This is a genomic window from Streptomyces sp. NPDC051364, from assembly GCF_040682115.1.
Lineage (GTDB): Bacteria > Actinomycetota > Actinomycetes > Streptomycetales > Streptomycetaceae > Streptomyces.
Genome location: NZ_JBFBAH010000044.1, coordinates 17,995 through 44,326, shown reverse-complemented (window position 1 = coordinate 44,326; position 26,332 = coordinate 17,995). Strand labels below are relative to the sequence as shown.

General features: G+C 70.7%; 23 protein-coding genes and 3 pseudogenes. 12 read left to right on the top strand and 14 right to left on the bottom strand.

Annotated features, from left to right (window positions below):
• Window positions 1-91 precede the first annotated feature (91 nt).
• Window positions 92-502 (bottom strand): Fur family transcriptional regulator, encoded by a 411-nt coding sequence (locus tag AB0M76_RS40115; RefSeq protein ID WP_030293449.1) that lies wholly within the window; start codon window positions 500-502, stop codon window positions 92-94.
• 217 nt (window positions 503-719) lie between these two features.
• On the opposite strand from AB0M76_RS40115, the gene katG reads away from it, so the two are divergent.
• Window positions 720-2,951 carry a catalase/peroxidase HPI gene (gene katG / locus AB0M76_RS40110; protein WP_365957684.1) on the top strand — a complete coding sequence of 744 codons (2,232 nt, stop codon included), beginning with the start codon at window positions 720-722 and terminating at the stop codon, window positions 2,949-2,951.
• A 60-nt stretch (window positions 2,952-3,011) separates the two neighbouring features.
• Here the strand turns inward: katG and AB0M76_RS40105 are convergent, their stop codons facing one another.
• Window positions 3,012-3,503 carry a DUF6194 family protein gene (locus AB0M76_RS40105; protein WP_365957683.1) on the bottom strand — a complete coding sequence of 164 codons (492 nt, stop codon included), beginning with the start codon at window positions 3,501-3,503 and terminating at the stop codon, window positions 3,012-3,014.
• An 86-nt stretch (window positions 3,504-3,589) separates the two neighbouring features.
• On the opposite strand from AB0M76_RS40105, the gene AB0M76_RS40100 reads away from it, so the two are divergent.
• From AB0M76_RS40100 to AB0M76_RS40085, 4 genes are all read left to right on the top strand, one after another.
• A complete protein-coding gene (locus AB0M76_RS40100; RefSeq protein WP_365957682.1) occupies window positions 3,590-4,312 on the top strand; it encodes a MerR family transcriptional regulator in 723 nt (240 codons plus the stop codon).
• 103 nt (window positions 4,313-4,415) lie between these two features.
• A complete protein-coding gene (locus tag AB0M76_RS40095) occupies window positions 4,416-5,357 on the top strand; it encodes a DUF5996 family protein (protein ID WP_365957681.1) in 942 nt (313 codons plus the stop codon).
• Window positions 5,358-5,421: 64 nt separating this feature from the next.
• Window positions 5,422-7,470 carry a SpoIIE family protein phosphatase gene (locus AB0M76_RS40090; RefSeq protein ID WP_365957680.1) on the top strand — a complete coding sequence of 683 codons (2,049 nt, stop codon included), beginning with the start codon at window positions 5,422-5,424 and terminating at the stop codon, window positions 7,468-7,470.
• 229 nt (window positions 7,471-7,699) lie between these two features.
• Complete coding sequence (locus AB0M76_RS40085) at window positions 7,700-9,334, top strand: hypothetical protein (RefSeq protein ID WP_365957679.1); 1,635 nt, start codon at window positions 7,700-7,702, stop codon at window positions 9,332-9,334.
• A gap of 102 nt (window positions 9,335-9,436) precedes the next feature.
• Here the strand turns inward: AB0M76_RS40085 and AB0M76_RS40080 are convergent, their stop codons facing one another.
• The 6 genes from AB0M76_RS40080 to AB0M76_RS40055 all read right to left on the bottom strand — a co-directional run bounded on the left by AB0M76_RS40080 (window position 9,437) and on the right by AB0M76_RS40055 (window position 15,874).
• Window positions 9,437-10,675: an MFS transporter gene (locus AB0M76_RS40080; protein ID WP_365957678.1), complete on the bottom strand. Its 1,239-nt coding sequence runs from the start codon at window positions 10,673-10,675 to the stop codon at window positions 9,437-9,439.
• Window positions 10,672-11,901: an ATP-grasp domain-containing protein gene (locus AB0M76_RS40075; protein WP_365957677.1), complete on the bottom strand. Its 1,230-nt coding sequence runs from the start codon at window positions 11,899-11,901 to the stop codon at window positions 10,672-10,674. The genes AB0M76_RS40080 and AB0M76_RS40075 overlap by 4 nt, the downstream gene beginning before the upstream one ends.
• A 78-nt stretch (window positions 11,902-11,979) precedes the next feature.
• Window positions 11,980-13,122: a peptidogalycan biosysnthesis protein gene (locus AB0M76_RS40070; RefSeq protein ID WP_365957676.1), complete on the bottom strand. Its 1,143-nt coding sequence runs from the start codon at window positions 13,120-13,122 to the stop codon at window positions 11,980-11,982.
• Between the two features lie 112 nt (window positions 13,123-13,234).
• Entirely contained in the window at window positions 13,235-14,131 is an 897-nt protein-coding gene (locus AB0M76_RS40065) for a homocysteine S-methyltransferase family protein (protein WP_365957674.1), read from the bottom strand.
• Window positions 14,128-14,901: a hypothetical protein gene (locus AB0M76_RS40060; RefSeq protein ID WP_365957673.1), complete on the bottom strand. Its 774-nt coding sequence runs from the start codon at window positions 14,899-14,901 to the stop codon at window positions 14,128-14,130. Before AB0M76_RS40060 ends, AB0M76_RS40065 begins: the two co-directional genes overlap by 4 nt.
• Before the next feature lie 454 nt (window positions 14,902-15,355).
• Window positions 15,356-15,874, bottom strand: coding sequence for a hypothetical protein (locus tag AB0M76_RS40055; protein ID WP_365957687.1), 519 nt, complete (start codon window positions 15,872-15,874; stop codon window positions 15,356-15,358).
• A 59-nt stretch (window positions 15,875-15,933) separates the two neighbouring features.
• Between AB0M76_RS40055 and AB0M76_RS40050 the strand changes: the two genes are divergently transcribed.
• On the top strand, window positions 15,934-16,437 hold the full coding sequence (locus tag AB0M76_RS40050) for a GNAT family N-acetyltransferase (RefSeq protein ID WP_365957672.1): 504 nt from the start codon (window positions 15,934-15,936) through the stop codon (window positions 16,435-16,437).
• Between the two features lie 52 nt (window positions 16,438-16,489).
• On the opposite strand, the pseudogene AB0M76_RS40045 reads toward AB0M76_RS40050, so the two are convergent.
• A pseudogene (locus AB0M76_RS40045) lies at window positions 16,490-16,709 on the bottom strand (IS701 family transposase); the annotation flags it as partial.
• Between the two features lie 244 nt (window positions 16,710-16,953).
• On the opposite strand from AB0M76_RS40045, the gene AB0M76_RS40040 reads away from it, so the two are divergent.
• Window positions 16,954-18,120, top strand: coding sequence for a CopD family protein (locus tag AB0M76_RS40040; RefSeq protein WP_365957671.1), 1,167 nt, complete (start codon window positions 16,954-16,956; stop codon window positions 18,118-18,120).
• Window positions 18,121-18,363: 243 nt separating this feature from the next.
• On the opposite strand, the gene AB0M76_RS40035 is transcribed toward AB0M76_RS40040, so the two are convergent.
• The gene (locus AB0M76_RS40035; RefSeq protein ID WP_365957670.1) at window positions 18,364-19,635 is read right to left on the bottom strand and encodes an MFS transporter; all 1,272 of its coding nucleotides are present in this window, start codon (window positions 19,633-19,635) and stop codon (window positions 18,364-18,366) included.
• 129 nt (window positions 19,636-19,764) lie between these two features.
• Here AB0M76_RS40035 and AB0M76_RS40030 point away from each other — a divergent pair, with 129 nt between their 5' ends.
• A complete protein-coding gene (locus tag AB0M76_RS40030; protein WP_365957669.1) occupies window positions 19,765-20,748 on the top strand; it encodes an ArsR family transcriptional regulator in 984 nt (327 codons plus the stop codon).
• A 34-nt stretch (window positions 20,749-20,782) separates the two neighbouring features.
• On the opposite strand, the gene AB0M76_RS40025 is transcribed toward AB0M76_RS40030, so the two are convergent.
• Together AB0M76_RS40025 and AB0M76_RS40020 are read right to left on the bottom strand one after the other, a co-directional pair.
• A complete protein-coding gene (locus AB0M76_RS40025; RefSeq protein ID WP_365957668.1) occupies window positions 20,783-22,060 on the bottom strand; it encodes an Nramp family divalent metal transporter in 1,278 nt (425 codons plus the stop codon).
• A gap of 133 nt (window positions 22,061-22,193) precedes the next feature.
• Window positions 22,194-22,424, bottom strand: a pseudogene (locus AB0M76_RS40020) (hypothetical protein); the annotation flags it as partial.
• A 43-nt stretch (window positions 22,425-22,467) separates the two neighbouring features.
• Here AB0M76_RS40020 and AB0M76_RS40015 point away from each other — a divergent pair.
• From AB0M76_RS40015 to AB0M76_RS40000, 4 genes and pseudogenes are all read left to right on the top strand, one after another.
• Window positions 22,468-22,545 (top strand): annotated as a pseudogene (locus tag AB0M76_RS40015) (DJ-1/PfpI family protein); the annotation flags it as partial.
• Window positions 22,546-22,607: 62 nt separating this feature from the next.
• Entirely contained in the window at window positions 22,608-24,116 is a 1,509-nt protein-coding gene (locus tag AB0M76_RS40010) for an APC family permease (protein ID WP_365957667.1), read from the top strand.
• A 33-nt stretch (window positions 24,117-24,149) separates the two neighbouring features.
• A complete protein-coding gene (locus AB0M76_RS40005) occupies window positions 24,150-24,578 on the top strand; it encodes a universal stress protein (protein WP_365957666.1) in 429 nt (142 codons plus the stop codon).
• 55 nt (window positions 24,579-24,633) lie between these two features.
• Window positions 24,634-24,930, top strand: coding sequence for an SDR family oxidoreductase (locus AB0M76_RS40000; protein WP_365957665.1), 297 nt, complete (start codon window positions 24,634-24,636; stop codon window positions 24,928-24,930).
• A 12-nt stretch (window positions 24,931-24,942) separates the two neighbouring features.
• Here the strand turns inward: AB0M76_RS40000 and AB0M76_RS39995 are convergent, their stop codons facing one another.
• Window positions 24,943-25,323 (bottom strand): VOC family protein, encoded by a 381-nt coding sequence (locus AB0M76_RS39995; RefSeq protein ID WP_365957664.1) that lies wholly within the window; start codon window positions 25,321-25,323, stop codon window positions 24,943-24,945.
• Between the two features lie 109 nt (window positions 25,324-25,432).
• Window positions 25,433-26,323, bottom strand: coding sequence for a hypothetical protein (locus tag AB0M76_RS39990; RefSeq protein WP_365957663.1), 891 nt, complete (start codon window positions 26,321-26,323; stop codon window positions 25,433-25,435).
• Between the last annotated feature and the right edge of the window lie 9 nt (window positions 26,324-26,332).

Here is a 26,332-nt window from a genome sequence, read left to right as displayed (position 1 = left end):
ACCCGAGTACGCCCGGTACGGGGGCGCCGCTCCGCCGTGCGATCCACCGCACCGCACGACGCGGAAACGCACCCCACTTCCCCGAGACCGCTCAGGCGCAAGAAGGGCACAGGCCGCGGTAGGTGACCTCGGCCTTGGACACCGTGAAGCCGAAGCGTTCCTCCGGCGGGAGGCCTGTCAGGGGATCGCCCGTCGGGTGGACGTCGCGGATGGTGCCGCAGCGGGAGCACACCAGGTGGTGGTGCGGGTGGTGCGCATTGGGGTCGTAGCGCTTCGCGCGGCCGTCCGTGGACAGCTCCACCACCTCACCGAGGGCGACCAGTTCACCCAGCGCGTTGTAGACCGTGGCGCGCGAGATCTCCGGCAGCCGCTCCACCGCGCGGGCATGCACCTCGTCGGCCGTCAGGTGCACGTGGTCCCCGTCGAGTACCTCCGCAACGACACGCCGCTGGGAAGTCATCCGCCAGCCACGCCCACGCAGTCGTTCCAGCAGGTCACTCATGTCGGTTCACCCATTCAGGTTCGGTGGGACACCCGGAGTTTGGAGAACGGTCCGGATCCCTATTGGTTATGGGTTTGGTGTGCTTCTTGACTTGGATTGTGTCCATCGTAGGATCGGTTCGGTCGGCAGCCAACCCTCACGACAGCCGCGCCCGTACGACGCTTCCGCCACCCGCACTTCCTTAGCAGCGCGATCCGCCCGGTTTGGAAGGATTCCCATGTCTGAGAACCATGATGCAAACGCCGTAGACGCGAAGAAGGAGGGTGGAGGTGGGTGCCCTGTCGCGCACGAGCGCGCCGCACACCCGACGCAAGGCGGTGGAAACCGCCAGTGGTGGCCCGAGCGGCTCAACCTCAAGATCCTCGCCAAGAACCCCGCCGTGGCCAACCCCCTCGGCGAGGAGTTCGACTACGCCGAAGCGTTCAAGACCCTCGACCTCCCCGCGGTGAAGCAGGACATCGCGCAGGTGCTGACCATGTCGCAGGACTGGTGGCCCGCCGACTTCGGCCACTACGGCCCGTTCATGATCCGGATGGCCTGGCACAGCGCCGGCACCTACCGGATCAGCGACGGCCGCGGCGGCGCCGGGGCGGGACAGCAGCGCTTCGCCCCCCTCAACAGCTGGCCGGACAACGGCAACCTGGACAAGGCCCGTCGCCTGCTGTGGCCCGTCAAGAAGAAGTACGGCCAGAGCCTCTCCTGGGCCGACCTCATGATCCTCACCGGCAACGTGGCCCTGGAGCAGATGGGCTTCGAGACCTTCGGCTTCGCCGGCGGCCGCGCGGACGTCTGGGAGCCCGACGAGGACGTGTACTGGGGTCCCGAGACCACCTGGCTCGGCGACGAGCGCTACACCGGCGACCGTGAGCTGGAGAACCCCCTCGGCGCGGTCCAGATGGGCCTCATATACGTCAACCCGGAAGGTCCGAACGGCAACCCCGACCCGCTCGCCGCGGCCCGCGACATCCGCGAGACGTTCCGCCGGATGGCGATGAACGACGAGGAGACGGTCGCCCTGATCGCGGGCGGCCACACCTTCGGCAAGACCCACGGCGCGGGCCCCGCGGACAACGTCGGCGCCGACCCCGAGGGCGCTGCGATCGAGCAGCAGGGCCTTGGCTGGAGCAACAGCTTCGGCACCGGCAAGGGCGCCGATGCGATCACCAGCGGCCTCGAGGGCATCTGGACCAACACCCCGGTGACCTGGGACAACAGCTTCTTCGAGATCCTCTTCGGCTACGAGTGGGAGCTGTTCGAGAGCCCCGCCGGTGCCAACCAGTGGCGGCCGAAGGCGGGCGCCGGAGCGGGCACCGTCCCCGACGCCCACGACGCGTCGAAGAGCCACGCCCCGACGATGCTGACGACGGACCTCTCGCTCCGCCTCGACCCGGCGTACGAGCCGATCTCGCGGCGCTTCCTGGAGAACCCCGCGGAGTTCGCGGACGCCTTCGCGCGCGCGTGGTTCAAGCTGACCCACCGCGACATGGGCCCGATCGTGCGCTACCTCGGCCCGGAGGTCCCGTCCGAGACGCTGCTGTGGCAGGACCCCCTCCCGGCCGTGACGCACGCGCTCGTCGACGCCGAGGACATCGCCTCCCTCAAGAGCAAGATCCTCGCCTCGGACCTGTCGGTGTCGCAGCTCGTCTCCACCGCGTGGGCGTCGGCCTCCTCCTTCCGCGGCAGCGACAAGCGCGGCGGCGCCAACGGCGCACGCATCCGCCTCCAGCCGCAGAGCGGTTGGGAGGTCAACGAGCCCGACCAGCTGACGACGGTGCTGCGCACCCTGGAGGGCGTCCGGCAGTCCTTCAACTCGGCCCAGGCCGGCGACAAGCAGGTCTCGCTCGCCGACCTGATCGTGCTCGCCGGTGGTGCGGGCGTCGAGCAGGCCGCGAAGAACGCCGGCTTCGACGTGGAGGTCCCCTTCACCCCGGGCCGCGCGGACGCCGTGCAGGAGCAGACCGACGTGGATGCGTTCGCGGCGCTCGAGCCGGTCGCCGACGGCTTCCGCAACTACCTGGGGAAGGGCAGCCGGCTGCCGGCCGAGTACCTGCTGATCGACCGGGCGAACCTGCTGACGCTCAGCGCCCCCGAGATGACGGTCCTCGTCGGTGGGCTCCGTGTCCTGGGCGCGAACCACCAGCAATCGTCGCTCGGCGTGCTCACCACGACCCCCGAATCGCTGACCAACGACTTCTTCGCCAACCTGCTCGACCTGGGCACCACGTGGACCGCGACGTCCCAGGACGCGAACACGTTCGAGGGCCGCGATGCCACCACGGGCGAGGTCAAGTGGACCGGAACCCGGGCCGACCTGGTCTTCGGATCGAACTCCGAGCTGCGTGCGCTCGCCGAGGTCTACGCGAGCGATGACGCGAAGGAGAAGTTCGTGAAGGACTTCGTCGCCGCGTGGGACAAGGTGATGAACCTCGACCGGTTCGACCTGGTCTGATCGTGGCGTCCGGGTCGGTCGGCCCTCACCGGCCGGCCGACCCGGGCGTCCTCTTCTCTTTCACCCCTGCGGGCCGCGGTTCCCGGTCACCGCGCCCGTGCGCCGCTCATGGCGCGCACGCGCCAGGTGGTGCGCGTGGCGCAGCAGTTCACGCAGGGCCGCATCCGTGCGCCCGCCCGGATTCACCACGGCGAGCCAGCCGAGAGAACCGTGGACGGGGTGCGCCATCACGGTGTCCGTGGCACCGGGGTCGTGGTCGGTGGCCGGATCGCGCGGCGCACGGCCCGTCCAGCGGATGAACTCCTCCCTCCCGGCGGCGACGTTGACACGGAACGTGCCGGGCGGGTCCAGGCGCGACGATGCGTCGCCCGGATAGTCCTTCGTCACGATCGTCGCAAAGGGCTGGGCCGCCGTCGGGACGGCGCCGTCGGGCGAGTGGTAGAAGAACGTGTCGCCCCAGCTGATCTCGGGCGACCCGTCGCCGGGGCCGGGCCTGACGGCCAGGACTCCCTCGAGGGCGCCCACGAAGTCGATGATCTCGTCGATGGTCATGTCCGCAAGCGTTTCATTAAAGTGCTTGTGGAGACTTCGGCCGCAGCATGGAGGAGAGATCGGTGCCAACCCTCAAATCTCCGGTCATGCGGACGGTCGATGTCGCGCGGCGGGCCGGCTACTCGGTCCAGCAGATCCGCAACCTCGAGCGCGACGGCGTGCTGCCGCCCGCGGCGCGCACCACTGCGGGCTACCGGGTCTACGGAGAGGTCCACCTGAACTCCGCGCTGGCCTACCGGGCCCTCGCGGCCGGTACGGGCCCGGTGGAGGCCAAGGGGATCGTGCGCGCCGCTCACGAGGGCCCGATCGCTCGGCTGCTCGCGCTGCTCGACGCGGTGCACGCCAGGCTCGACCGGGAGCGTACGGATCTGGGGCTCGCCAAGGAGGCCGCCGGGGCGATCTCGGCCGAGCCGATCGCCGACGTGCGCCCGGCGGACGCGATGGGCGTGGCCGAGCTCGCGGCGGCCCTCGGGGTACGCGCCTCGACCCTGCGGCACTGGGACGCGGAGGGGCTCGTCATCCCCGACCGGCTCTCCGGACGGGGAACCCGGCGCTACTCACCGGCGCAGGTCCGCGATGCCAGAATCATCCACCAGCTCCGCAGCGCCGGGTACCGCATCGATCCGCTCCGCACGCTGATGCCGCATCTGCGGAGCGGGCACGGAGGGAAGACCGTGGAGGCGGCACTGGCGGCCCGGGAGGCGAGCGTCGAGACGCGCTCCCGTGCCCTTCTCGACGCCTCGACCGCCCTCCGGGCCGTCATCGACCTCGCAGATCAGGCCACCCCGGACCGGCCGACTTCGGCGTAACGCCTCCGCGCGCCGTACGCCGTGCCGGGAATTTGCCTTGCGGCGGGGTGAAGATGTCGGTGTCCGGGCCGCGAGGCGTAGCGCAACGAGCTGAGGATGCTCAGTGGACCTGTTCCCTGCAATTCCGCTGTCGGAGTGGCGAGACTCCAAGGAGACACTGCACCGGTTCACCCAGATCGTCGGCAAGATCCGGCTGGCGAGCAGTGTGCGGCGCAACCACTGGTGGAATGTCCCGTTCCATGTCACTGGCCGGGGTGTGACGACCCGCCCGATGGGCGGGATCGACGGCAATCCGGTCTTCACGATGGACTTCGATTTCGTCGACCACCAGTTGAACGTGTCGTGTCTCGACGGCTCGACCGCTTCCTTCCCGCTCGCCGGTCAGTCCGTGTCGTCGTTCTACCGTGAGGTGCTCACCGCTCTGGACAGGGTCGGCGTGGCAGTGACCGTCGCGCACCCCCGCCCGTACGGCCTGCCCGGCACACAGCGGCCGTTCGCCGAGGACACGGAGCATGTTTCCTACGATCCGTTCTGGGTCAACCGCCACTGGCGGGTGCTCAGCCAGGTCGGCCTCGTCCTGGAGGAGTTCGCTTCCGGCTTCTCCGGGAAGATCAGCCCGGTGCACCTCTTCTGGCATTCCTACGACATCGCGGTCACCCGGTACTCCGACCGCTTCGTCGAGCTGGGGGCGAGTGTCGACCCCGTGACCCGTGAGGCCTACTCGCGCGAGGTCATCAGCTCCGGCTTCTGGTTCGGCGACGACGCCTCCCCCCGGCCGGCCTTCTACGCGTACGCCGCGCCGGAGCCGGACGGCCTGACCCGGCATCCGCTGCGCCCGGCGGCCGCGCGCTGGGTCGAGCGGGGCGTCAGCCGCCTGGCCACGCTGGACTACGACGAGGTCCGGGGCAGCGCGAACCCCCGGGAGACCGTCCTCGATTTCTACGAGTCCCTGTACCGGACCGCAGCCGGCCTGGCCGGCTGGGACATCGAGCGCCAAGCCTGCCCCGGCGGCATCACCGATCCCCTGGCCCGTGAACAAGCGTGAGAGAGGGGTGTTTCAGGTGGCCCGAAGCGAGTCGACCGCACATCTGAACGGGCCGGAGGCTGCGATGCTGGACGCCCTGTTCAGCCAGTCCCCCGTGGGCTTGCACCTGCTGGACACCGAGCTGCGCATCGTACGCATCAACACCGCCACGCCCGCCATGCAGGGCGTGCACGTGGAGGACGTCGTCGGGCACCGTTTCGACGAGGTCTACAGGGTTGTCGACCCAGACGAGGCCATGGACCTCGCTCGTGGAGTGCTGGACAGCGGTGTGGCCGTGGTGGGGCATCTCCTGCGGGCGCACCGCCTGACCGATCCCGACACGGAGCACTTCTACGAGGTCTCCGTCTTCCGCCTCGAGTCGCCGTCCGGGGAGGTGCTCGGCCTCGCCGTGGCCGTGGTCGAGGTCACCGAGCGGGAGAAGGGGCGTGCCCGCGCGGAGGTGCTCCGTATCGCCCGCGAGCAAGTGGGGCGAACGCTCGACGTGATGGCCACCTGCCAGGAACTCGTGGACGTCGTGGTGCCGCGGGTGGCCGACGTCGCGGTCGTGGAGGTGGTGGACGCCGTACTGCGGGGCGACGAGCCCCCGCTCGCTCCCCTCCCGCGCCAGGTTCCGCTGCGCCGCGCCGCGTTCCGCAGCAGCATCGCCGGCGAGAGGGGTGGCGGTGGCGCCGACGGGCCACAGGCGCATCCGCTGGGCGACGTACGCGCCCTGCCCGCCCCCACGCCCTACACACAGGCCCTCTCCGACCTGCGGCCGCGCGCGGTCGCCCTGGACGGCGACCTCCCGTGGCTCGCCGCGGATCCGGACCGCGCCGAAGCGATCCGCGCAGCAGGGGCGCATCACCTCATCACGGCTCCGCTGGCGGTACGGGACACCGTGCTGGGCCTGATCAGCCTGTACCGGACGCAGCAGCCCGATCCGTACGACGAACACGATGTCGCTCTCGTGCTCCAGCTGGCCGACCACACGGCACTGTGCATCGACAACGCCCGCCGCTACACACGCGAGCACACCATCGCCGCGACCGTCCAGCGGCAGCTGCTCCCCCACCGCCCGGCCTCCCACACGGCGCTGGAGACGGCGTATCTGCTCCTGCCTTCCGACAGCGGAGTGCAGTGGTACGACACCGTCCCCCTGTCCGGAGCCCGTACGGCACTGGTCGTGGGCGGCGTCGTCGGCCAAGGCGTCCACTCCGCGGCCGTCATGGGGCAGCTGCGCACGGTGGTCCGCTCCCTGGCCGCGTTCGACCTGGAACCCGACGAGCTCCTCGCCCGGCTGAACGACACGGCGACGTTCCTGGCAGCCGAGCGCGCGGCCCTGCCGACCGCCGACCCGGTGCACCGCCAGGCCTTCGCCGCGCGCTGCACGTATGCCGTCTACGACCCGCTGACCCGGATCTGCACGGTCGCGGGAGCCGGGTCCGCGAGTCTCGTCGTCGTCCACCCGGACGGAAGTACCGAGTTCCGTGACGTACCGTCCGGGTCCCGGTTGGGGAGCGCCGAGGGAACGCCCTTTGCCGCGACGGCCTTCGAGATCCCGGAGGGCTGTCTCCTGATCCTCTCCGACACGCCGATCCCGACCCTGGAGCCGCCCGCCGACCCGGACGTCTTCCGGGGCCTGCTCGCGCAGGCCGACCGCTCCCTGGAGGACCTGCGCGACGACATCCTGTACGCGTTCGCGGGCGGTCCCCAAGCCGGCCCCACCGCGCTGCTGCTCGCCCGTACGCGCTCCTTCCCCGCCGACCGGGTGGCCGTCTGGCAGCTCCCGGACGCCCCGACGGCCGCCGCCACCGCCAGACGCCTGGTCCGCGGACGGCTCGCCGCCTGGAACGTGGAGGAGGAGACGGCCTTCGACACCGAGCTCATCGTCAGCGAGCTCGTCACCAACGCCGTCCGTTACGGAAACCCGCCGCTGGAGCTGCGCGTCATCAACGACCGCGCCCTCACCTGCGAGGTACGTGACAGCAGCCAGTCGGCTCCGCACCTGCGCCACGCCGGTGTCGTCGACGAGGGCGGCCGCGGGCTGTTCATCATCGCCGAGCTCGCCCAGGCCTGGGGCACCCGGTACACCGCCATCGGCAAGACCATCTGGACCGAGCAGACGCTCCGGTAGCCTCCTCCACGAGGCCGGCTTCCCGCTCGCCCGCCCGCCTGGTACCGCCTCGCCCCGATTGTCCACCGGGCCCCGACGGGCCTCGTGGATTCGCTGCGGTCAAACAGGGCCACCCCCGTGATCAAGGCTCTGCGGCTGTGTACTCTGAGCGAGCTTTCGAACCTGTTCAAGCGTAAACGGAAATGGGGGGCCGGTGCGCAATCGCCGACTCGTAATGTCCGCTGCCGTCGTGGCAGCGAGTGTGGGTCTCATACCGGGGGTGGCCCAGGCCGGGCCGGCCACGCCGGGCACCGCGGGCACGCACGGGGTGACCGTGCCCGACGTGGACCTGAACAAGGCCGCGGCGTCGAACTTCACCACCTTCAAGAGCCCTGCCGAGCAGACGGTCCAGACCTCGTCCGCCGCCAAGACCAACGGCAAGGGCGCTGCCTCCCCGCAGGCGGAGGGCACCACCGCGTCGGAGCCGACGGTCGGCATGACCGCCAAGGGCATCAGCGCGCGCGGGATCAGCCTGGACGTCGCCGTCGCGAGCGACCCGGGCACCGCGCTCTCGGTCAACGTCGCCTGGGGTGACGGCACCAGCGTGACGTTCGGCGCCAACGGGCCGACCAACTCGACGGAGACGCACTCCTACCCGGAGATCGGCTCGTACACCATCAAGGTCACCCTGTCGGACGGTTCGGGCGAGCGGGCCGTCAACCAGCTGCAGGTCGTGACGCCCGGCTCCGACTTCACCCCTTACGCACCCACCCGTCTGCTGGACACCCGCAGCGGCATCGGTACGGAGCAGGGCAAGGTCCCCGCGTACGGCACCACCCGGGTCAAGATCTCCAGCAACGGCGCGATCCCCGCGGGTGTCACGGCCGTGGTGCTGAACGTCACCGCCACCAACACCACCAGCGGCGGCCACGTCACGGTCTACCCCGAGGGCAGCGACCGTCCGACCACGTCGAACGTCAACTTCTCGGCCGGTCAGACCGTCCCGAACCTGGTGATCGTGCCGGTCAACAAGAACGGCTACGTCGACCTGTACAACGGCGGCTGGGAGTCGGTCGACCTGATCGCCGACATCACCGGCTACTTCACCCGCACCTCGTCCAGCGGCTACACCCCGCTGACCCCCTCGCGGTTCCTCGACACCCGCGAGGGCCTCGGACAGGTCGCCGGCCAGGGCGCCATCGGCGTCCAGATCACCGGCAAGGGCGGCATCCCGTCCGGCGCCACGGCCGTCGCGCTGAACGTGACCGTCACCAACCCGCGCGAGGACGGCCACCTGACGGTCTTCCCGAGCGGCGGGTCGGTCCCGACCACGTCCAACCTGAACTTCCGCGGTGGCCAGACCGTCGCCAACTCGGTCATCGTGCCGGTGGGTCCCGACGGCTCGATCAAGGTCCGCAACGGCGCCTGGAAGGGCACCGACGTCATCGTCGACGTGGTCGGCTACTACAGCCAGGACAGCCAGGGCGCCTACCTGCCGTTCCTGCCGGAGCGACTGCTCGACACCCGTGACCCCGCGGACTGGCCGTACGGCCAGCTGGAGGGCCAGGGCTACATCTACATGCCGCTGTCCACCACGCGCCCGAGCAACACGGCGTACGTGCTGAACACCACGGTCACCAACCCCCGGGGCGACGGTTACCTCACGGTGTCCCCGGACCCGAACAGCCTGTACGACTACGACAACGGCTGGGAGATCTGGCCGACGCCGCCCAACTCCTCCAACCTGAACTGGAAGAAGGGCAACACCGTCCCGAATCTGGTCCAGGCGGGCATGGGCAACAACGGCATCGTGGACTTCTGGAACCGCGGCTGGGACAACATCGACCTCGTGGTCGACATCTTCGGTGTGTACCAGACGAACTGACCCAGGCGAAACGATCCGCCGGCAGGTGTGAACGACAGCGCCCCGGGACGGCCTTTGCGGCCGCCTCCCGGGGCGCTGTGCGTGTTCCCCCTCCCCGGCCGGTCAGGCCGGCGCCGTCACCGGGGCCCGGGTGCGGGCGAGGAGGGCACTGAGGAGGGTGCCCAGCAGGGCCACGGCCGCGAAGGCGATCCAGAACGCGGAGGCCGAGGCGACGAGCAGCCAGGATCCGGCGACCGGAACGACCACCGAGGCGAGGGACCAGGACGACTGGTAGACCGACATGCAGGTGGCCTCGGTACCCGGTTCCGCGAGGTCCGCGGCGTAGCCGTCACTGGCCGGGGCGATCACGATCTCTCCGAGCGTGTAGACCGTCATCGCGACCAGGGCGACGGCGACGGTGACCGCCGGCAGCACCGCGTCCTGCAGCGGGGCGATCAGCGCGAAGCCGAGGCCGGACGCGGCGTACAGGGCGCCGCCGAAGAGCATCATCCGCGGGGCGGGGCGGTCCGCGGTGCGCTTGACCAGCGACTGCTGGAACAGCACGACGAGGCCGCCGTTCACGGCCAGCACGGTACCCGCCGCCCAGCCGTCCAGCCCCGCGTGGTCCACGAGGTACAGGCCGGTGAACATCGACACGACGGTGGCGCACACCGTGAAACAGGTCTTGGCGGCGCTCAGCAGCGCGAAGCCCGGCAGGCGCAGCACCCGCAGGGCTCCGCCGCCGGCCGTATCCCGCTCCATGTCCTTCCGGGCGGCCGGGGCCGCAGCGCCCGCCTGTCCGCGCAGCCGCAGCAGCACCACCGTGGTGACGGCGAAGCTGGCCGCGTTGACCAGCACGATCACCCGAAGGCCGGTCGCGCTCTGCGCCGACGCCAGGACGCCGCCGACCAGGGACCCCAGACACAGCCCGATGTTCCGGGCCCAGCCGACGGTGCTGAACGCCCGCCGCGCCCGGGGGCCGCGCGCCAGCCCTGCGATCGTGGCGCCGAGCGAGACCCACACCGCCTTGTCCAGTACGGCGGACAGGACCAGCGCGCCCACGGCCACGGGGGCGGGCAGGGCCACCGCGTAGAGGACGAACAGCGGGGCGCGCACGGCGTTGCCGGCGATGAGCGAGCGCATCGAGCCGTACGTCTGCACCAGGCGCCCCAGGGGCGCACTGGCCGCAATCAGCGCGAGGTTGGCCACCGTGAGCGCGGTGCCGACGGTCCCGACGCCCAAGTCCTGCACGCGTACGAAGTACAGCAGCGCGAACGGCATGAACATCCCCGAGCCCACCGCGTCGACGATCATCGCCGATACGAAGAGCCGGGGCAGCGGCCCCTCCCCCGGCCCGCTCACGCGTCCGGCATCCGCGTCAGGCCGAGGACGTCGAGCAGTCGGGAGTTCGCCTCGGAGAGCTGCATGAGCAGGTCGCCGCGGTCCGGCCCGCTGCCCAGGACGTAGCCGGACCGCCACCAGTTGGCGTCCACGCTGCCCAGGGTCGTACCGGGCGGCAGCAGGCGCTCGGCGTGCGAGACGAGCGGCAGCCCGTCGCGGACGCCCGCCATCGTGGGGGCATCCGCGATGGTGCCGGTGGCCGCCACGAACTCCACCGCCGCCACCTGCGGGGTGCGGGCCGTACGGGGGCGTGCGGGGTCCTCCGAGCCGAGGGCGACCGAGAGCGCGGCGTCGTACAGGTCCAGCCCGGTGGCGCGCAGCAGCACGTCGCTGATCAGTCCGCCGGCCGGTCGGAAGGCCGCCTCGATCAGGTGCCAGCGGTCTCCGTCGTACTTGGCCTCCAGGTGCAGCACGGCGTTGTCGATGTCCAGCGCCGCCACGACGTTCTCGACGAAACGGGTTGCGGAGGGGCCGAGTTCGGCCTGGACAGCGGGATCGATCACGTGCCGGGTCTCGACGAACGAAGGCGGCGCGGTGCAGGTCTTCTCGGTGACGCCCACGAACAGGGTGCGCCCGCCCGACACGACGGCTTCCAGGGACACTTCGGGCCCCGGGACGAAGTGCTCGACGAGGGCCTGCGGCTGACCGGTCGTGTTCATGACGGCCGAGATCGCGTCGGCGAGGTCCGCCGGGTCGGACACGCGGCGGATGCCGAGGCTGGCCGCGCCGTCGACGGGTTTGACGATGACCTCGCCGGACGGCGCCGAACGCAGGAGTTCCGCGGCCTCTCCCGCGTCCGAGGTCAGGACGAAGGGCAGCTCCACCCCGGTGCCGGCGAGCCGGCGGCGTACGTCGCCCTTGTGGGCCAGGTCCTCGGCCACGGCCACGCCGGCGCCGGGCAGGCCCCACTCCTTCGCGAGCCGGGCGGCGACCCGGGTTCCCCAGTCGGTCAGGGCCAGCACGCCGTCCACCCGGCCGGCGAGCGAATCCAGCAGATGCAGGTCGGGACCCGGGTCCTGGTGGTCCGTCAGACGCCAGGCGTAGTTCTCGGTGGCCAGCCGGTCGTAGCGGGAGTAGGCGGTCTCGTCCACGAGGATCGTGTCGACACCCCTGCGCTCCGCCGCTGCGAAGAATCGTTCACGCAGCGGTCCGATGCCGATGACGAGGACGGTGGGACGTGTGTTCAAGGCGACCTAAATCCTTCAGGAGTGAGCAAGTGGGGAGAGAGCGGGCGGACGGCGGACGGCCCGTGCGGTCACGGACGGTCACGGGCGAGCGGTGAAGGCGGCGTCCGTACGACGCAGCAGTGCGCCGTGCGCGGTGGCGGCAGGCGGTACGGCGCTCAGCAGCGGCTGTGCGACGGCCCCCCGGCGGAGTTTGGGGGTGCCGGTGCCGGTGCCGAGCAGCACCCGGGAGCATCCCCTACTGCGGGCCAGCCGCATGGGCAGGTGGTAGGCGACGTGGAAGTACGCGCCGATCTCCTCGCTGCCGGGCCCGAGCCCGACCATGCGCAGGAGGACGTCACGGGTGCCCAGCACCAGGGTGGCGCTCGCGACGGCGCGGCCATCACGGTCGCGGACCAGCGCCACGGCGTAACGGCGGCCGAAGGCTGTGCGCAGCCGCTCGTTCACGCGCAGCAGGCGGGCCGGGTCGCCGGGGATGCCGTGCTTCTCGTCCGCGCACGCCTCCAGCCACGCGACCTCCTGCTGGATCGTGTCGGTCACCGTGTCGCCCCGGTGGATCTCGGCGGTCGCGCCGGCGGAATCCAGGGACGCGAGCTCGCGCCGCAACTGGCGGCGGCGGTCCGCCGGGAAGCGGGCGAGGTAGCCGGCTTCGTCCGCTCCGATGTCCTCGATCAGGAAGTACCGGTCGGTGACGCCGACGTGCCAGCCGCGCTCCCGCAGGACCGGCAGCACCGGGTTGGTCTCTTCCAGGTGGAGGAAGGTGAGCAGCCGGCCCTGGCTGCCTGCGTGTTCCTCGAGCGATGTCACCAAGGCGTCCGCATCGAAGGCGGGGCCGGCGGAACGTGAGCCCTCGGCCCCGTCGTGGCCCGCGCCGTTGGGGAGGCTCGCGGGGAATACGGACGGTCCGTACCCGAGGGCGCAGACGTTCAGCTGACGCAGCCCCTCGGCCCGGGCCTCCTTCAGGTCCGCCTCGGGCTGGGTCACGTCACGGCCCGTACCGGCAGCGATGTCGGTGCAGTTCATCCGGGGGAAGCCGATGTGGTCATCCTGGGTGCGCACCGCACAGGCCGCACCGGCTCCCGTGTCCGCCAGGAAGCGCACGCCGTCCTCGGGCCACCGGTTCGCGGTGAGCCATGCGGTCGAGGCTCTCGGGTCCGCCGGATCGGTGCTCCAGTACCCGGCGGACAAGCCGTCCACGGTGGCGTACTCCCTGAGCGTCACCACGCCATCCCTCCCATTTCCTCACGCACTCGGCCCCACCGCGCCCCGCGGGCAGGGGCCTCCCCACCTGGGGAAGCGTAGTCGAGGCGATCCTGCGGGCCCCACGCGAGGAACGTCACGAGGCCGCCCCCGCAAGGCGCTTGGCGGCCAGCGCGCTGATGTGCTCGGGTGCGGTTCCGCAGCAGCCGCCGACGAAGCTCAGCCCGAACTCCGTGGCCCAGCCGTACGTCAGGTCGGCGAACGCGGCGGGCGACAGGGCCGGCGGCAGGGAATGCGCGCTGTGCTCCCACTCGTCGAGCGCTGCACGGTCCTCCAGGTTCGGGTAGACACCCACGGACGCGCCGAGGCCGGAGAGCAGTTCCAGGGCGCGCGGAACGGCTGCGTGCGGCAGACAGTTGGCGGATACGGCGCTCGCGCCGGCCTCGACGCAGGCCCGTGCCGCGTCCCGGAGCGCGTCGCCGTCGGGGAGTGTCGCGTCCTCGGTGACGACGAAGCTGACCCATGCGGTCAACCCGCGTTCGGCGGCGGCCTCGACCGCGATCACCGCCTCACGGCGCGTGCACTGGGTCTCGACCAGGACGAGATCGGCCTCCGAGTCCGTCAGGACTGCGGCCATCCACCGGTGTTCGCGGCGCAGGGAGTCCTGGTCCGGGGTGAGGGCCGGGGTGTAGCAGTCCTCCACGGGGGCGACCGAGGCGGCCACGAGGGCGTGCGGTGCACCGGCGGCCCGGCGGGCCCGTACGGCGCAGGCCACGGCCCGGTGGACGTAGTCGGCCTGCTCCCGCTCGGCCACGCCCATACGGGACAGCGCCCGGGTGTTGGTGCGGAAGGTGTTGGCGGTGAGGATGTCGCTGCCGGTACGCAGGAACTCGGCGTGGACGCCCTCCAGCGCGTCCATACCGGCGGCGTCGCGCAGTGCCGCACTGGTGAGCCAGGGTTCGACGATGGGTATTCCGGCCGCTTGCAGACCGGTTGCCGTACCGCCGTCGAGGATTCTCGGACGCGGGCTCATACCAACTCCTTGCGATGTTCCACCGTGTGATGCGCGACGCTCTGCGCGCGGCCCCACTCAAAAAATTCCTCGACCCATGCGGAAGGCATCAGATTGACCTTCTGATCAGCGAAAGGGCGCTCCGACGGGCAGATCCAGTCGTCGTCACCGCGGAGCGGAACAGAACCGTCCGGCCGGAGAATGTGCGGTCCGTAGTAGAACCAGGAAATCTGCCCGACGAACTCGTTGAGGACCGCTCCGTGAACTTCCGGGGAAAACATCCTCAGGTGCGCGTAGGCCACGGAGAGCTCGCCCCGGAGATTGAACGGCGCGCGGACCTGATAGTGCCCGAAGTAGTCGTGAGTGGCCCGCAGGACGTCGTTGTGGAAGGCCCGGGCGCCGTCGATCTCGACCTCCGACCGGAGCAGGAGCGGGTTGTCCGGGTCCTTGTACCCCTCCGGCCCGTGCCCGTGCTCGGTGGGGTAGACGTACAGGTCCGCGCCCGCGTCCAGGGCTTCGCAGAGCTCCTGGGACGTACCGTACGGCTGCCCGGGGCGCCGGTACATGCGGACCTTCACTCCCCATTCGGCCATGCAGGCGAGCTGAGCCTTCGCCTCGTCCGCCATCCGCAGGTACTGGGCGCGTACGTCGGGATCGTTGGGGCGGTGCGGCTGTTCATGGAAACGGTTGGCTATCTTCCGGACCAGGCCCTCGGGAATACCGGAACCCTCGAATCCGGAATGTAATCGCCCGCTCTCCATATCGGTGCTGCGCAGGTAGGCACGTGCCACTTCACGAACATCGACGACCATACAAACCCCCTGAGGGCGCCCGTCCGGAAACATTCCATTCATAGATCCGTTACAAAACTCATCATGATCGTCGGCGCCCGATTCTACAAGTCGAACAAATGGGGCATCGCAGATATAGGGGGATCAAAAAATCGGTCGACAGCATGCGCGGATTGCGCTACCGGGCCCCTGAATCATTGAAGCCGGAATCGATTCACGCTTCTTTCACAAACGGATCGCCTGACCGGCACGGTCGGCACCGGGTCCGCACGGGGCGAGTGCCCGGCACGGGTCCGGCACACTGGTGCAGTGGGCGCAAACAGTCAACGTTCCGATGGCCGGCCGCCCTTGCCGCCGCGGCCGCTCCTGCCCGACATGACCGCGGCACGCAGTCGCGGGCCGGCCGACGCCATCGAGGCCATGACGCTGGCGAACCGGTGAGGACGATGTCCGGTCAGCCCTCGTCCACGTTCCACCGTCGCGGCAAGTCCGCGTCGCAGAAGACGCAGACGAAGTCGCCCTCACGCACGACGTTCAACTGCCGGCAGGACGCGCAGCGGCGGAACACGACCTCGTGTGTGAATCCGGCCGGACCCTCGATCCCCGCCCGGTCGAGCGCATCGGCCACGGCCGGCCACGACTCCACATCGGGGCAGTAGCCGGTCGACTGGTTGCTGACCTCAGCGACCACCCACCGCCCCGACTCCTCGCGCAGGCCCATCTCGCCCGCACAGAAAACAGCCTCGCCACCCGCACACACCACATGCTCGCTACGGCGCGGCGCGAGGCGCAGCACGCCGTCCGCGGCGACGACGAAGGTGAACGGCTCCGCCAGATCCGCCGCAGGCAGCCCCGAGACCCACTGCTCGAGCCTTCCGGGCGAGCCCACGGCCCAGCCGTCACTTCCGACGCGGACCAGAGCCCTCAACTCGGCCGGCCCGACATAGCGATACAAGCGCCCCCGCACACCCATGTCGGACAACCTCATACTCCAGCTGTGGTTCGTGATGATCCGTGGGGCAGAGTAGGGGCATGTCCACGTACGAGACCATGTCGTTCCACCTTGAGACCGAGCGGCTGATACTGCGGCCGTGGGCCGAGTCGGACGCCGCCGAGTTCTGCGCCCTCCTCTCCGAACGCGGCAACGGGACGCCCACGGTTGACCACACCCGGACGGCCATCGCGAAGCTGCTCACCGCAACGGCGACAACGGGGATCGCCCTGCTGCCCATCCAGCGCCGCGACGAAGGCGACTTCATCGGCTATTGCGGGTTGATCATCGGTCGCTCCACCGTAGAAGAACCTGAAATCGCGTATGAGTTGTTCCAGCGCGCGTATGGGCGTGGCTACGCCACCGAGGCGGCCGGCGCGGTGCTCGATGCCGCTTTGGCGACCGGGCGGAAACGGCTCTGGGCGACCGTCGGCACATGGAACACACCGTCGTTCCGTGTCCTCGAGAAGCTCGGGTTCGAGCGGGATCACGTATCCACGGAGGACAGCGGCGAAGTGGTATGGCTCACACGCTCGCTGCCGTGACACGAGGTCGCGCCCCGGGGCTTCATGCTCACGTGATCGAGTGCGCTCAGGCAGAGTACCGCCGTTGGACGGCAACGCCGTGGCTGCCCTTCTTCACGCCTCCGGCCGCGTCCACTACGAGCGCCGCCTGATCGTCGTGCACATTGTCGGCCACGTACTCGCGCAGGTGCTGCGTCCCGTCCGGATTCGCCTCGCGCGCCTACTCCGCAATCGTCCGGCAGTTCTTGCCGCCGGCTCCGGCGGCGAGGTTCGACCCGGACGAACCGGCCCATGGACTCCAGCAGCGCGAGCAAACCGCGCAGATGTCGGCCTGCCTGTTCACGCGGCTCCGACCCGCTGAAGTACCGCATCCCGCCCGGCCCACCCTGTGTTGTGCCTCGTCAACCGGCATGCCCAAGCGGCGAGGGCCGGAAAGTGGGGGCCGACGGGCGGGTGTGGTGGTGGGTCAGGGGAGAGTCACCGATCTTTACCTGGGCTTTATGTTGACACCATCTTTACTTAGGTTAGCCTCACCTCATGATTCATGCCGACCTCGCAGCAGCTGCGGCCTACACCACCCCTCCCCTCTGGCGGATCCTCACCAAAACCGGCTATTTCGTCGGCCTGAGCGGCGCCATCGGCTCCACCGTCACGTACGCAGCATCGGTTCGTCCCAGCCTGCGAGCGCCGGAGAGCGAGGCCGACGACGTCGTGGCCCTGCAGCGGCGGACGTCGGTGTACCTGGCGTGGGCCGGGGTGGTGCTGCTGGTGGCGGGCTACTTCCAGCTCGCCGGACGTGTCGCACGCGCCGGCAAGGGCAGGCCCTTCGGGGAAGCCCTCGCCCCTGGGCAGATCTGGGACTTCCTGAACGCACCTGCGGCCAAGGGCGCCTGGGTGGCCCAGGGCACGATCTACATCGCCCAGAACCTCATCCTCGTGCTCGCAGCCGCCGCCCTGATCTCGCTGTTCACCGCAGCCGGCCGCCGTCACCTCAACGCCGTCGCGCGGACCGCACTCCCGCTGTCCCTGGCCATCACACTCGTCGGAGCGATCCCGGCCACCGCGCCCAAGAACTCCGAGAAGTGGCTCGACCTCGTCTTCGGCCAGGCCCACATCATCAGCGGCACGGTGTGGATCGGCGGACTGGCGCTGCTCCTCGCCCTCACCGGCACCCGCCGCCGCCTGAGCGGGAACGCCGGCCTGCTGTGGGCGGACATCTGGCGACGGTTCGGTCTCGTCGCCCTGGTGAGCGTCGCAGCAGTGCTGATATCCGGCCTGTGGTTGTCCTGGAAGCACATGGGCAGCGTGGGGCAGCTCTGGACGACGACCTACGGCCTCTTCCTCCTGGTCAAGATCCTGCTGGTGCTCGCGATGGTCGCGGCCGGCGCCCTCAACCAGCTCTGGCTGATGCCGCGCATCGTCCAGGCCCGTCAGGCCGATGCTTCAGCCTCCCTCCTGCACCTGACGCTGCGCCACTTCCCGAAGGTCGTCTGCGCCGAGGTCGCTCTCGGCGCCGCCGTCCTGGGCATCGTCCCCTTCCTCGCCGGCTCCGCCCGCACCGAGGCGGGCAGCCCGGCGCCCGTCGCAACCGGCAGCATCTTCGCCGTCGGCGCCCTGCTCGTCCTCACCCTCGCCGCGTCGCTGTACATCACGGCCAAGGCTTCCGACGCCCTCGCGCAGCGCCAGATCGCCGCCAGTTCCTGATCCGACGCCATGCGGTGAATCGTTCCTGCCCGCCCCGGCGCCGGACCACGGTCCGATGCCGGGAACCGGCCCCTGCTCCGACGCGGGGACGGCCCTCCCCCCGGGAACGCCGGCTTCGCCTCCATGAACGGCAGCGACACCCAGCCCGCGTGCACCGAGCCGGTGTGGGCGGGCGTCGCGACGGGGCGAACGTTGCCTGACGCGGCACCAGTCAGAACCCGTTCGCGCGGGTGGCGCGCTGCTTCAGCCGGACGTACCGGCGCTGGGACTGGCGATCGCGGTGCTGTCCTCGGGGCTGCCGTACGCACTGGAGCTGCCGGCCCTGCGGCGGCTGCCGGCGGCGACCTTCGCGGTGCTGATTCCCCTCGGCGCGGGGAGCGCCGCGAGGTGGCGGGCCAGGGCCAGTACGGCGAGCAGGGCCACGAGCACGCACACGCCCCACCACCCGGCCCGGCCGTAGAGGCGTACTCCGAGCCAGGAACCCGCGCTGCCGCCCAGGTAGACACAGGTCATGTAGGCGGTGTTCAGCCTGCCGCGGGCATCGGGGCGCACGGCGAAGACCCGTGCCTGATTGGCGACCATGCCGGACTGCATCGCAAGGTCGAGCAGGAGCGTGCCGATCGTCAGGGCGGTCAGCCCCGCCACGCCGCCCGAGGCGCCGGCGGCCAGCACCACGGCGGAGAGGAGCACCCCGAGCAGGCAGACGAGGTTCACCAGGTCGGAGCCCCTGCGGTCCACCAGGCGTCCGGCGAGCGGGGTACAGAGCATGGTGGCCGCGCCGACCAGGGCGAGCATCCCGACCGCCGGGCTGCCCAAGCCGTAGGCCGGGCCGGTGAGAAGGAGCGCCAGGCAGGTCCACACGGCGGAGAACCCGGCGAAGACCGAAGCCTGGTAGATGCAGGAGCGGCGCAGCTCCGGCTCGGCACGCAGCAGGCGCAGCGGCTCGCTCGGCAGTGTCCGGTACGGCTCGCGCGAGGCCCCGGCCGTGGCCGGCACCGTGCAGCTCAGGACGGCCGCCAGGAGCAGGACGACCATGCCGGCCACCAGGTAGGGGACCCGCCACCCCAGCCATTCGCCGAGTGTCCCGCTGAACGTGCGGGCCAGCAGCATTCCGCCTATGGACCCGCTCAGCAACGTGCCCATCACCGCGCCGCGGCGGTCGGCGGCCACGAGCCCGGCTGCCAGCGGGGCGATGACCTGCGCGGCCACGGTGGTGACCCCGATGAGACCACTGGCGGCGACGAGGAGCGCCAGGGTCGGTGCGCAACCCGCGGCGAGAAGACCCAGGCCGGTGAGGGCGAGCAGGGTGACGAGGAACGGGCGGTGCGCGAGCCGGTCGGCCAGCGGAACCAGCAGGAAGATCCCTGCCGTGTAGCCGACTTGAGTGGCGGTGACCACCATGGAGGCGGCGTCGGGAGAGGTGTGCAGTCCTGCGGCGATCAGCGGGACGATCGCCTGCGGGAAGTAGAGGTTGCCGACGGCGACGGCGCAGGTCACGGAAAGGATCAGAACCATCCGGCGGCTCATGTCAGTCCACCGGCCCGTCGTCGGGCGTGGCTGTGCACCGCGCAGGAGTCGTGTGTGTCATGTGCGGAAGTCCACGGCACCCGCGTCCCGCTGCCAATTGATGTAGCGTAGCGCTTAATGATCAGCTTCGTGCTCGGCGTCGAGGACCTAGCGGACACCCGGTTCGCGGTCTCGCCCCTGAGCGAAACCGTCTTCAGCCTGCGGGTGCTGCGTGACCCGGGCTTGTCCGCGGTGCACCTCCCCTGGCGCAGGTCCGTCCTCGGCCGACTCGACGCGCTCGACACCGACCTGCTGATGTCCCTGGTGGCGCGGCGGCTCACCCTTCCCGACTTCCTGACGCCGCGGCCGACGAGCTTCTCCCCCGCCTTCGAAGAGGAACTGGCCGTCGTCCGCGAGGCCTCCCCGGACCTGGTGCGCCGCGACCTGTCGGCCGCCCACGCACCGGATCCGCTGCCCGAGGCCCTGCGCGACGCCGCCGCGACGGACGATGCGCCGGTCCTCGGACTCCGCGATGCGATCTGTGACCTCCTGCAGCGGTACTGGGAGGTCGCCGTCAAGCCGATGTGGCCGCAGATGCGGCTGCTGCTCGAAGCCGACATGACCTACCGGGCCCGGCAGTTGGCCATGGGCGGCGCCCGCCTGCTGTTCGCCGGCATGCATCCGAACCTGCGCTGGCAGGACGGCGTGCTGCACATCGACAAGATGATCAGCAGGCACCGGGTCGCCGCGTCCGGTCGGGGGCTGCTGCTCGTGCCGTCCGTGTTCGCCCACAAGCCCGCACCCCCGGTCAGCCCCGAGGAGCCACCGCTGCTGATGTACCCGAGCCGTGGGGTCGCGACGATGTGGGCCCCGGCGCCGACGGCCGACGCGTCCGCTCTCGTGGCGCTGCTCGGCGCGCCCAGAGCCCGGCTGCTCGGCCTCCTCACCGAGCCGCTGCCGACGATCGAGATCGCGCGCCGTTTCCGGGTCACCCCGAGCGCCGTGTCCCAGCACCTGCGCGTCCTGCACGCCACGGGCCTGGTCTCCCGGGCACGTGACGGACGGCAGGTGCTGTACCGGCGCAGCCCGCTGGGCGACCGGTTGGCCGGCCCGCATTCCTGATCGCCCCTGCCGGCTCCGCCCCCGCGGCGGCCTGCTACCAGGGCAGTTCCCGTACCTGCTGTACGCACAGCAGCACGAACAGCAGGCCGGCGGCCGCCAGCATCACGTTGCTCAGCAGGCCGTTGCGCCAACCGGCCGGTGTGCGTGAGCTGTTGAGCAGCCACAGCAGGGTGAGGGCCAGGAACGGCATGAAGAACGCGCCGATGACCCCGTACACGATGACGAGCCCGAACGGCTGGTCGAGGAAGAGCAGGCTGATGGGCGGGAAGGTCAGCCAGAACAGGTAGGCCCGGAACGGCAGGGACTTCTCGCGACTCGTCCCGTCCGGGACGAGGGACGGGCGGTACTTCGTCACGAAGTCGGCGAACATCAGGCTCACGCCGTGCCACACGCCGATCAGAGAGGTGAAGGACGTCGCGAAGAAGCCGACCAGGAAGAGCTTGGCGGTCGGTGTTCCGTAGCGGTCCGCGAGGATGTCGGTGAGGTCGAGCAGCCCCCGGTCGCCCTTCGCGATCGCCCCACCGGAGGAGTGCAGCAGCTCGGCACCGACGAAGAGCATGGCCACGACGAAGATTCCTGTGGTGACGTAGGCGACCCGGTTGTCCAGGCGCATCACCTTCATCCAGCCCGCGTCGGTCCAGCCCTTGGCGTTGACCCAGTAGCCGTATGCGGCCAGGGTGATCGTACCGCCGACACCGCCGATGAGGCCGAGCGTGTAGATCAGCGAACCGTCCGGAAGGACGGGCGCGAGGCCGGCGAAAGCGGCGCCGAGGTGTGGCGTGACACGGATCGCGAGATACACGGTGACGAGGAACATGACGCCGACCAGCACCGTCATGACCTTCTCGAAGACGGCGTACCGGTTGAACCAGACGAACACCAGGCCCACCAGGCCGCACAGGACGGCCCAGGCCTTCAGGTCCATGGTGTCCGGGAAGAGCGCGGCGAGCGGGAGGGCGCTGGAGGACATCGCCGCGGCACCGTAGACGAAGCCCCAGACGACGACGTACCCGGCGAAGTACACCGTGGTCCAGGATCCGAGGCTGCGCCAGCCGTCGAACAGCGTGCGGCCGGTGGCGAGATGCCAGCGGCCGGCGGCCTCCGCGAGGGAGATCTTGACCAGGCATCCGATCACCGCCGCCCACAGCAGCGTGTAGCCGAATTTGCTGCCGGCGATGAGTGTGGCCACGAGGTCGCCGGCACCCACGCCGGTCGCGGCGACGACGATGCCGGGGCCGATGTAGCGCCAACTCGCCTTGCGCGGGGTGCTGTTCTCACTCTCCCCCGTGCCGGTCTGGAGGGTCTCCTCCATGCGTCTGCCGCCTTCCCGTTCGCAGCTGCGGTGGACCCGGTCACCAAACCGGCTCGGCGGCGGACGCGCAAGAGGCCCTCGCTGGTCACTGCACGGCGGCGGCCTGGCCCCGGAAGGCGCGACGGCAGGCGTGGGGGCTGGTGCCGGTCTGCTCGCGCAAGCGCCGGTTGAGCGTGCGTACGCTCATCCCGGCCTCGGCGGCGATCTCGTCGAGGGCCGGCTCGTGATGTGCCGTGTCCTCCATCCAGCGCAGCAGGGGCTCCAGCGTCGACCTCGATCTCCGGGTACCGGGCCGCCAGGAGGGGGCGGCCACCCAGTGCGTGGTGGCGCGCAGTCCGTCCCGCAGCCCCGTGGCGGCGAGCACGATCCCCGCCCTCCCGGACACCACCGGCGCGGTCGCGGCCGACGCCCGCGTCGTGGACGACGGCGACCCGGTGAGCGGCGCGGGTGTCACCTCCGGCCTCGACCTGTACCTGCTGGAGCGCGCGCACCCCCCGGACAGCGCACGCGCCTCGCGCAGCACCGCCGGGTGCGTGACGATGCCTGTATGGCCCAGGACAGTGCCGGCGGCGCAGCGGGTGCAGAGATCCCGGACGCGGAGCTCAAGCACAACGCGATCGGCTTCCTCGATGCGCTCGTCATCGGCCTGAACTCCACCTCGCCCGCCTACTCGCTGGCCGCCGTCATCGGGCCGATCGTGGCGCTGGCCGGGATCTACGCGCCGGGCGTGATGCTGGCGTCGTTCGTTCCGATGCTGCTGATCGCCGCCGCCTTCTACTACCTCAACAAGGTCGACCAGGACTGCGGGACGACGTTCTCCTGGGTGACGCGGGCCATGGGCCCCTGGGCGGGCTGGCTCGGCGGCTGGGCGATCACGATGACCGGCGTCCTGGTCATCGGCTCGCTGGCCGACGTCGCCGTCAACTTCGGCCTGCTCGCCGCCGGCCTCGACAGCTGGGCCGCCAACCCGGTGATCCGGCAGACCCTCGCCGTCGTGGTGATCCTCGCCATGACCGCAATCTGCGTCATCGGCACCGAGCTGTCGGCCCACCTCCAGGACATCCTGATCCTCGCCCAGGTCTTCTTCCTCCTGGCCTTCGCGGTGGTCGCCATCTACCGGATCTACGCCGACACCAGCACCCTCGACTCCATCGAGCCGTCCCTCACCTGGCTCAACCCCTTCGGCGCGGGCGGCGCCGCCCTCACGGGCGGGCTGCTGCTCGGCGTGTTCATCTACTGGGGCTGGGAGTCCGCGGTGAACCTCACCGAGGAGGTGGAGAACTCCGCCACGGCGCCCGGCAAGGCCGGCATCTGGTCGACCGTGGTGCTGCTGGTGACGTACCTGTCCGTGGGCTTCGCCATCGTCGGCTACGCCGGAACCGCCTTCCTCGCCGAGAACGCGGGCGAGGAAGAGGCCATCTTCGCCGTGCTCGCGCACGAGGTGATGGGCGGCTGGGACTGGGTGGTGCTCCTGGCCGTCTGCACCTCCGCGCTCGCCTCCACCCAGACCACGATCATCCCGGCCTCCCGGACGGCCCTGTCGATGGCCCGGCGGCACGCGCTGCCGCATCCGCTGGCGCACATCCACCCGCGGTTCCGGACCCCGGACGTGAGCACGTGGTGGGTCGCCGCCATCGCCATCGCCTGGTACCTCGTCGTCAACCAGATCAGCGAGAACGCCCTCCTGGACTCGCTGACGGCGCTCTCCCTGCTCATCGCCTTCTACTACGCGCTGACCGGTGTCGCCTGTGCCGTCTACTACCGCCGCCACCTGCTGGAGAACCTGCACAACTTCCTGCTCATCGGCCTCGGGCCGCTGATCGGCGCGGGCCTGCTGGCCTGGCTGCTGGAGGAGTCGATCAACGACATGTCGAACCCGGAGAACTCGGCCAGCGGGGTCTCGTGGTTCGGTCTCGGCCCACCGCTGGTGATCGGGATCGGGATCACCGTGGTCGGCGTACTGATCATGTGCTTCTGGCGGGTACGGGACGGCAGGTTCTGGCGGGAGCGGCGGGGCGTCGTCGATCCGGAGCTCGTCCACGGCAGGAAGCGGTAGCCCGGCGAGCCCGGCGTCCGGAAGGAGTCCCTGATGTCTGTGGTCCTCGGGTACGACGAGTCACCCGGCGCGGAACGGGCCCTGCAAGTGGCGCTCGAGGTCGCCACCGCCTTCGGCGAACCGCTCGTCCTCGTCTACGGTGCCGCCGCGCCCGGCGCTGCCGGGGAGGAGTACGTGGCGCACCGGGAAGCCGTCCGGCAGGCGGGACGCAGCGCCCTCGCGCGGGCCGTCGAGGCCGCCGACGAGGCGGGCGTCCCGTCGACCGTCGAGGTGGTCGACGAGAAACCGGCCCAGGCCCTGCTCGACGCCGCGGAACGGCACCGGGCGCGGGTCATCATCGTCGGCAGCTGGGGGGACAGCCCGATCCGCGGCGCCCTGCTGGGCTCCACCCCGCACAAACTGCTGTACCTGTCGCCGATCCCGGTGCTGTGCGTCCCGACGCGGGGCGACACCGCGGAGTAGGCGTGTCACGCGGTGAGGGACGTGGCCAACTCGACGAAATCCTGGCCGCGTTCCGATGCGCGGTCCGCACCTCGGCGCGGTGGCCGCAGCGGCTCCGGTCAGGGCGCCGGCCGTGGAACTCGCGCCGATCCGGGTCAACGCCGTGGCGGCGGGGGTGGTGCGCTCGCCGCTCTGGTCTCGGCTCGAACCCGCCGAGCGGGAGCGGATGTACGAGCAGACCGGGGCGGGTCTTCCCCTGGGCCGCGTGGGAGAGGCCGGGGAAGCCGCCGAGGCGTACGTCTACCTGCTGCACCAGACCTTCGCCACCGGCACGGTGGTGACCGTCGACGGCGGCGGGACCGTACTGGCCTGACCTACATCCGACCTACATCCCGTTCGGCTGGAGCACGGAGAGGATGTTCCCGGCCGGGTCCTTGAACCATGCGATCGCGGGGCCGGGCGTCTCCCGGGCGATTCCCTTCGCGTCCTGGTCGAATGCCTCATACCGCTCGAACGCCACGCCGCGTGCGGCCAGTTCGTCGACGGCCCTGTCGATGTCGTCCACGGGGAAGTTCAGAACGGTGAAGGTCGCGGCCTCGTGATTCTCCTTCGGGTACAGCATGACGTCGGTGTTCCCCGCCAGGTGCAGGGTCAAGAGACCGTTCTCCTCGGACACCCGCAGTCCGAGCGTCTCGCCGTAGAAACCCTTGGCGCCCTCGACGTTGTCCACCGAGTAGCCGCTGAATCCCTTGCTGTCTCCCAGCATGGTGGTTGCCCTCCGTTCGCCGCAGCTCATCCGGCATCGGCCCCCTGGCTTCAGTGTCCCTCCGATCGCCCCCTGTCGCCCGGCAGCCGGGCGACAGGGGGCCCTCCGGTTACTCCTCCGCCCCCGGCAGCTCCGCCAGCCGGTCGGCGGCCGCATCGGCCTTGCGGCGCGCCGCACCCGCCGTGCGGGCGGCGTCCCGGACCCGCTCGGCGGCTTCGTCCAGGGCGCGCCGCGCTTCGGCCTGCCCGGTCTGCGCCTCGCGCAGCTGCCGCTCCACCTCGGCGACACGCGCATCGGCTTCGGCCAGCGCCTGGTCGTGGTCGCGTTGCTCCTGCTCGGCCTCGCGCAGTTCCGCCTCCCGTGCCGTGGCCTCGACGCCGGTCTCCTCGGCCATGCGGCGGGCCTGTTCGTGCCGGGCCCGGCCCTGCTCCCCCTCGCGGGAGGCCTTCGGCTTCGCCGGAGCGCCGGCCTGGGTGACAGCGGGCTGCGGGCGTACAGGGGCTGTGTCGGGGAGGCCCGTGAAACCGGCCGGTGGGGTCAGCGCGGTGGTCAGGCGTCCGCCCGACCACTGCTCGGCGGCCTCCGGGTCGGCGAGGGCGGCGTGGAAGGTCTGCTCCACCTCGTGCGCGACGCTCTCGCTGACCGCCTGGCCCTCCTCCTCGGCCAGTTGCCGGGCGGTACGCGCCAGTGCGGCGACCACCACATGCCGTTGGTGGGAGAGGTCTTTCAGCTGGGTGCCGTCCAGTGACCGGTGGGCTCGGCGCAGCGCTTCGCCGAGTTCGAGGAACGCGGCGACCTCTCTCGGGCGCCGCCGCACCAGCAGGTTCGAGGCGAACGCCGCCCGTGTGGGGCGCCGCAGTCCTGCGATGGCCCTGGCCGCCTGCGCCTGTCCCGCCTTCCGGGCCCTGGCCGCCCGCTCGTCCCGGGCCGCGGTGAACCGGCCCGGGACCAGTCCGTACAGCTCGTCGGCAACCGCATCCACATCAGCATCAACGTCCACGACATCCAC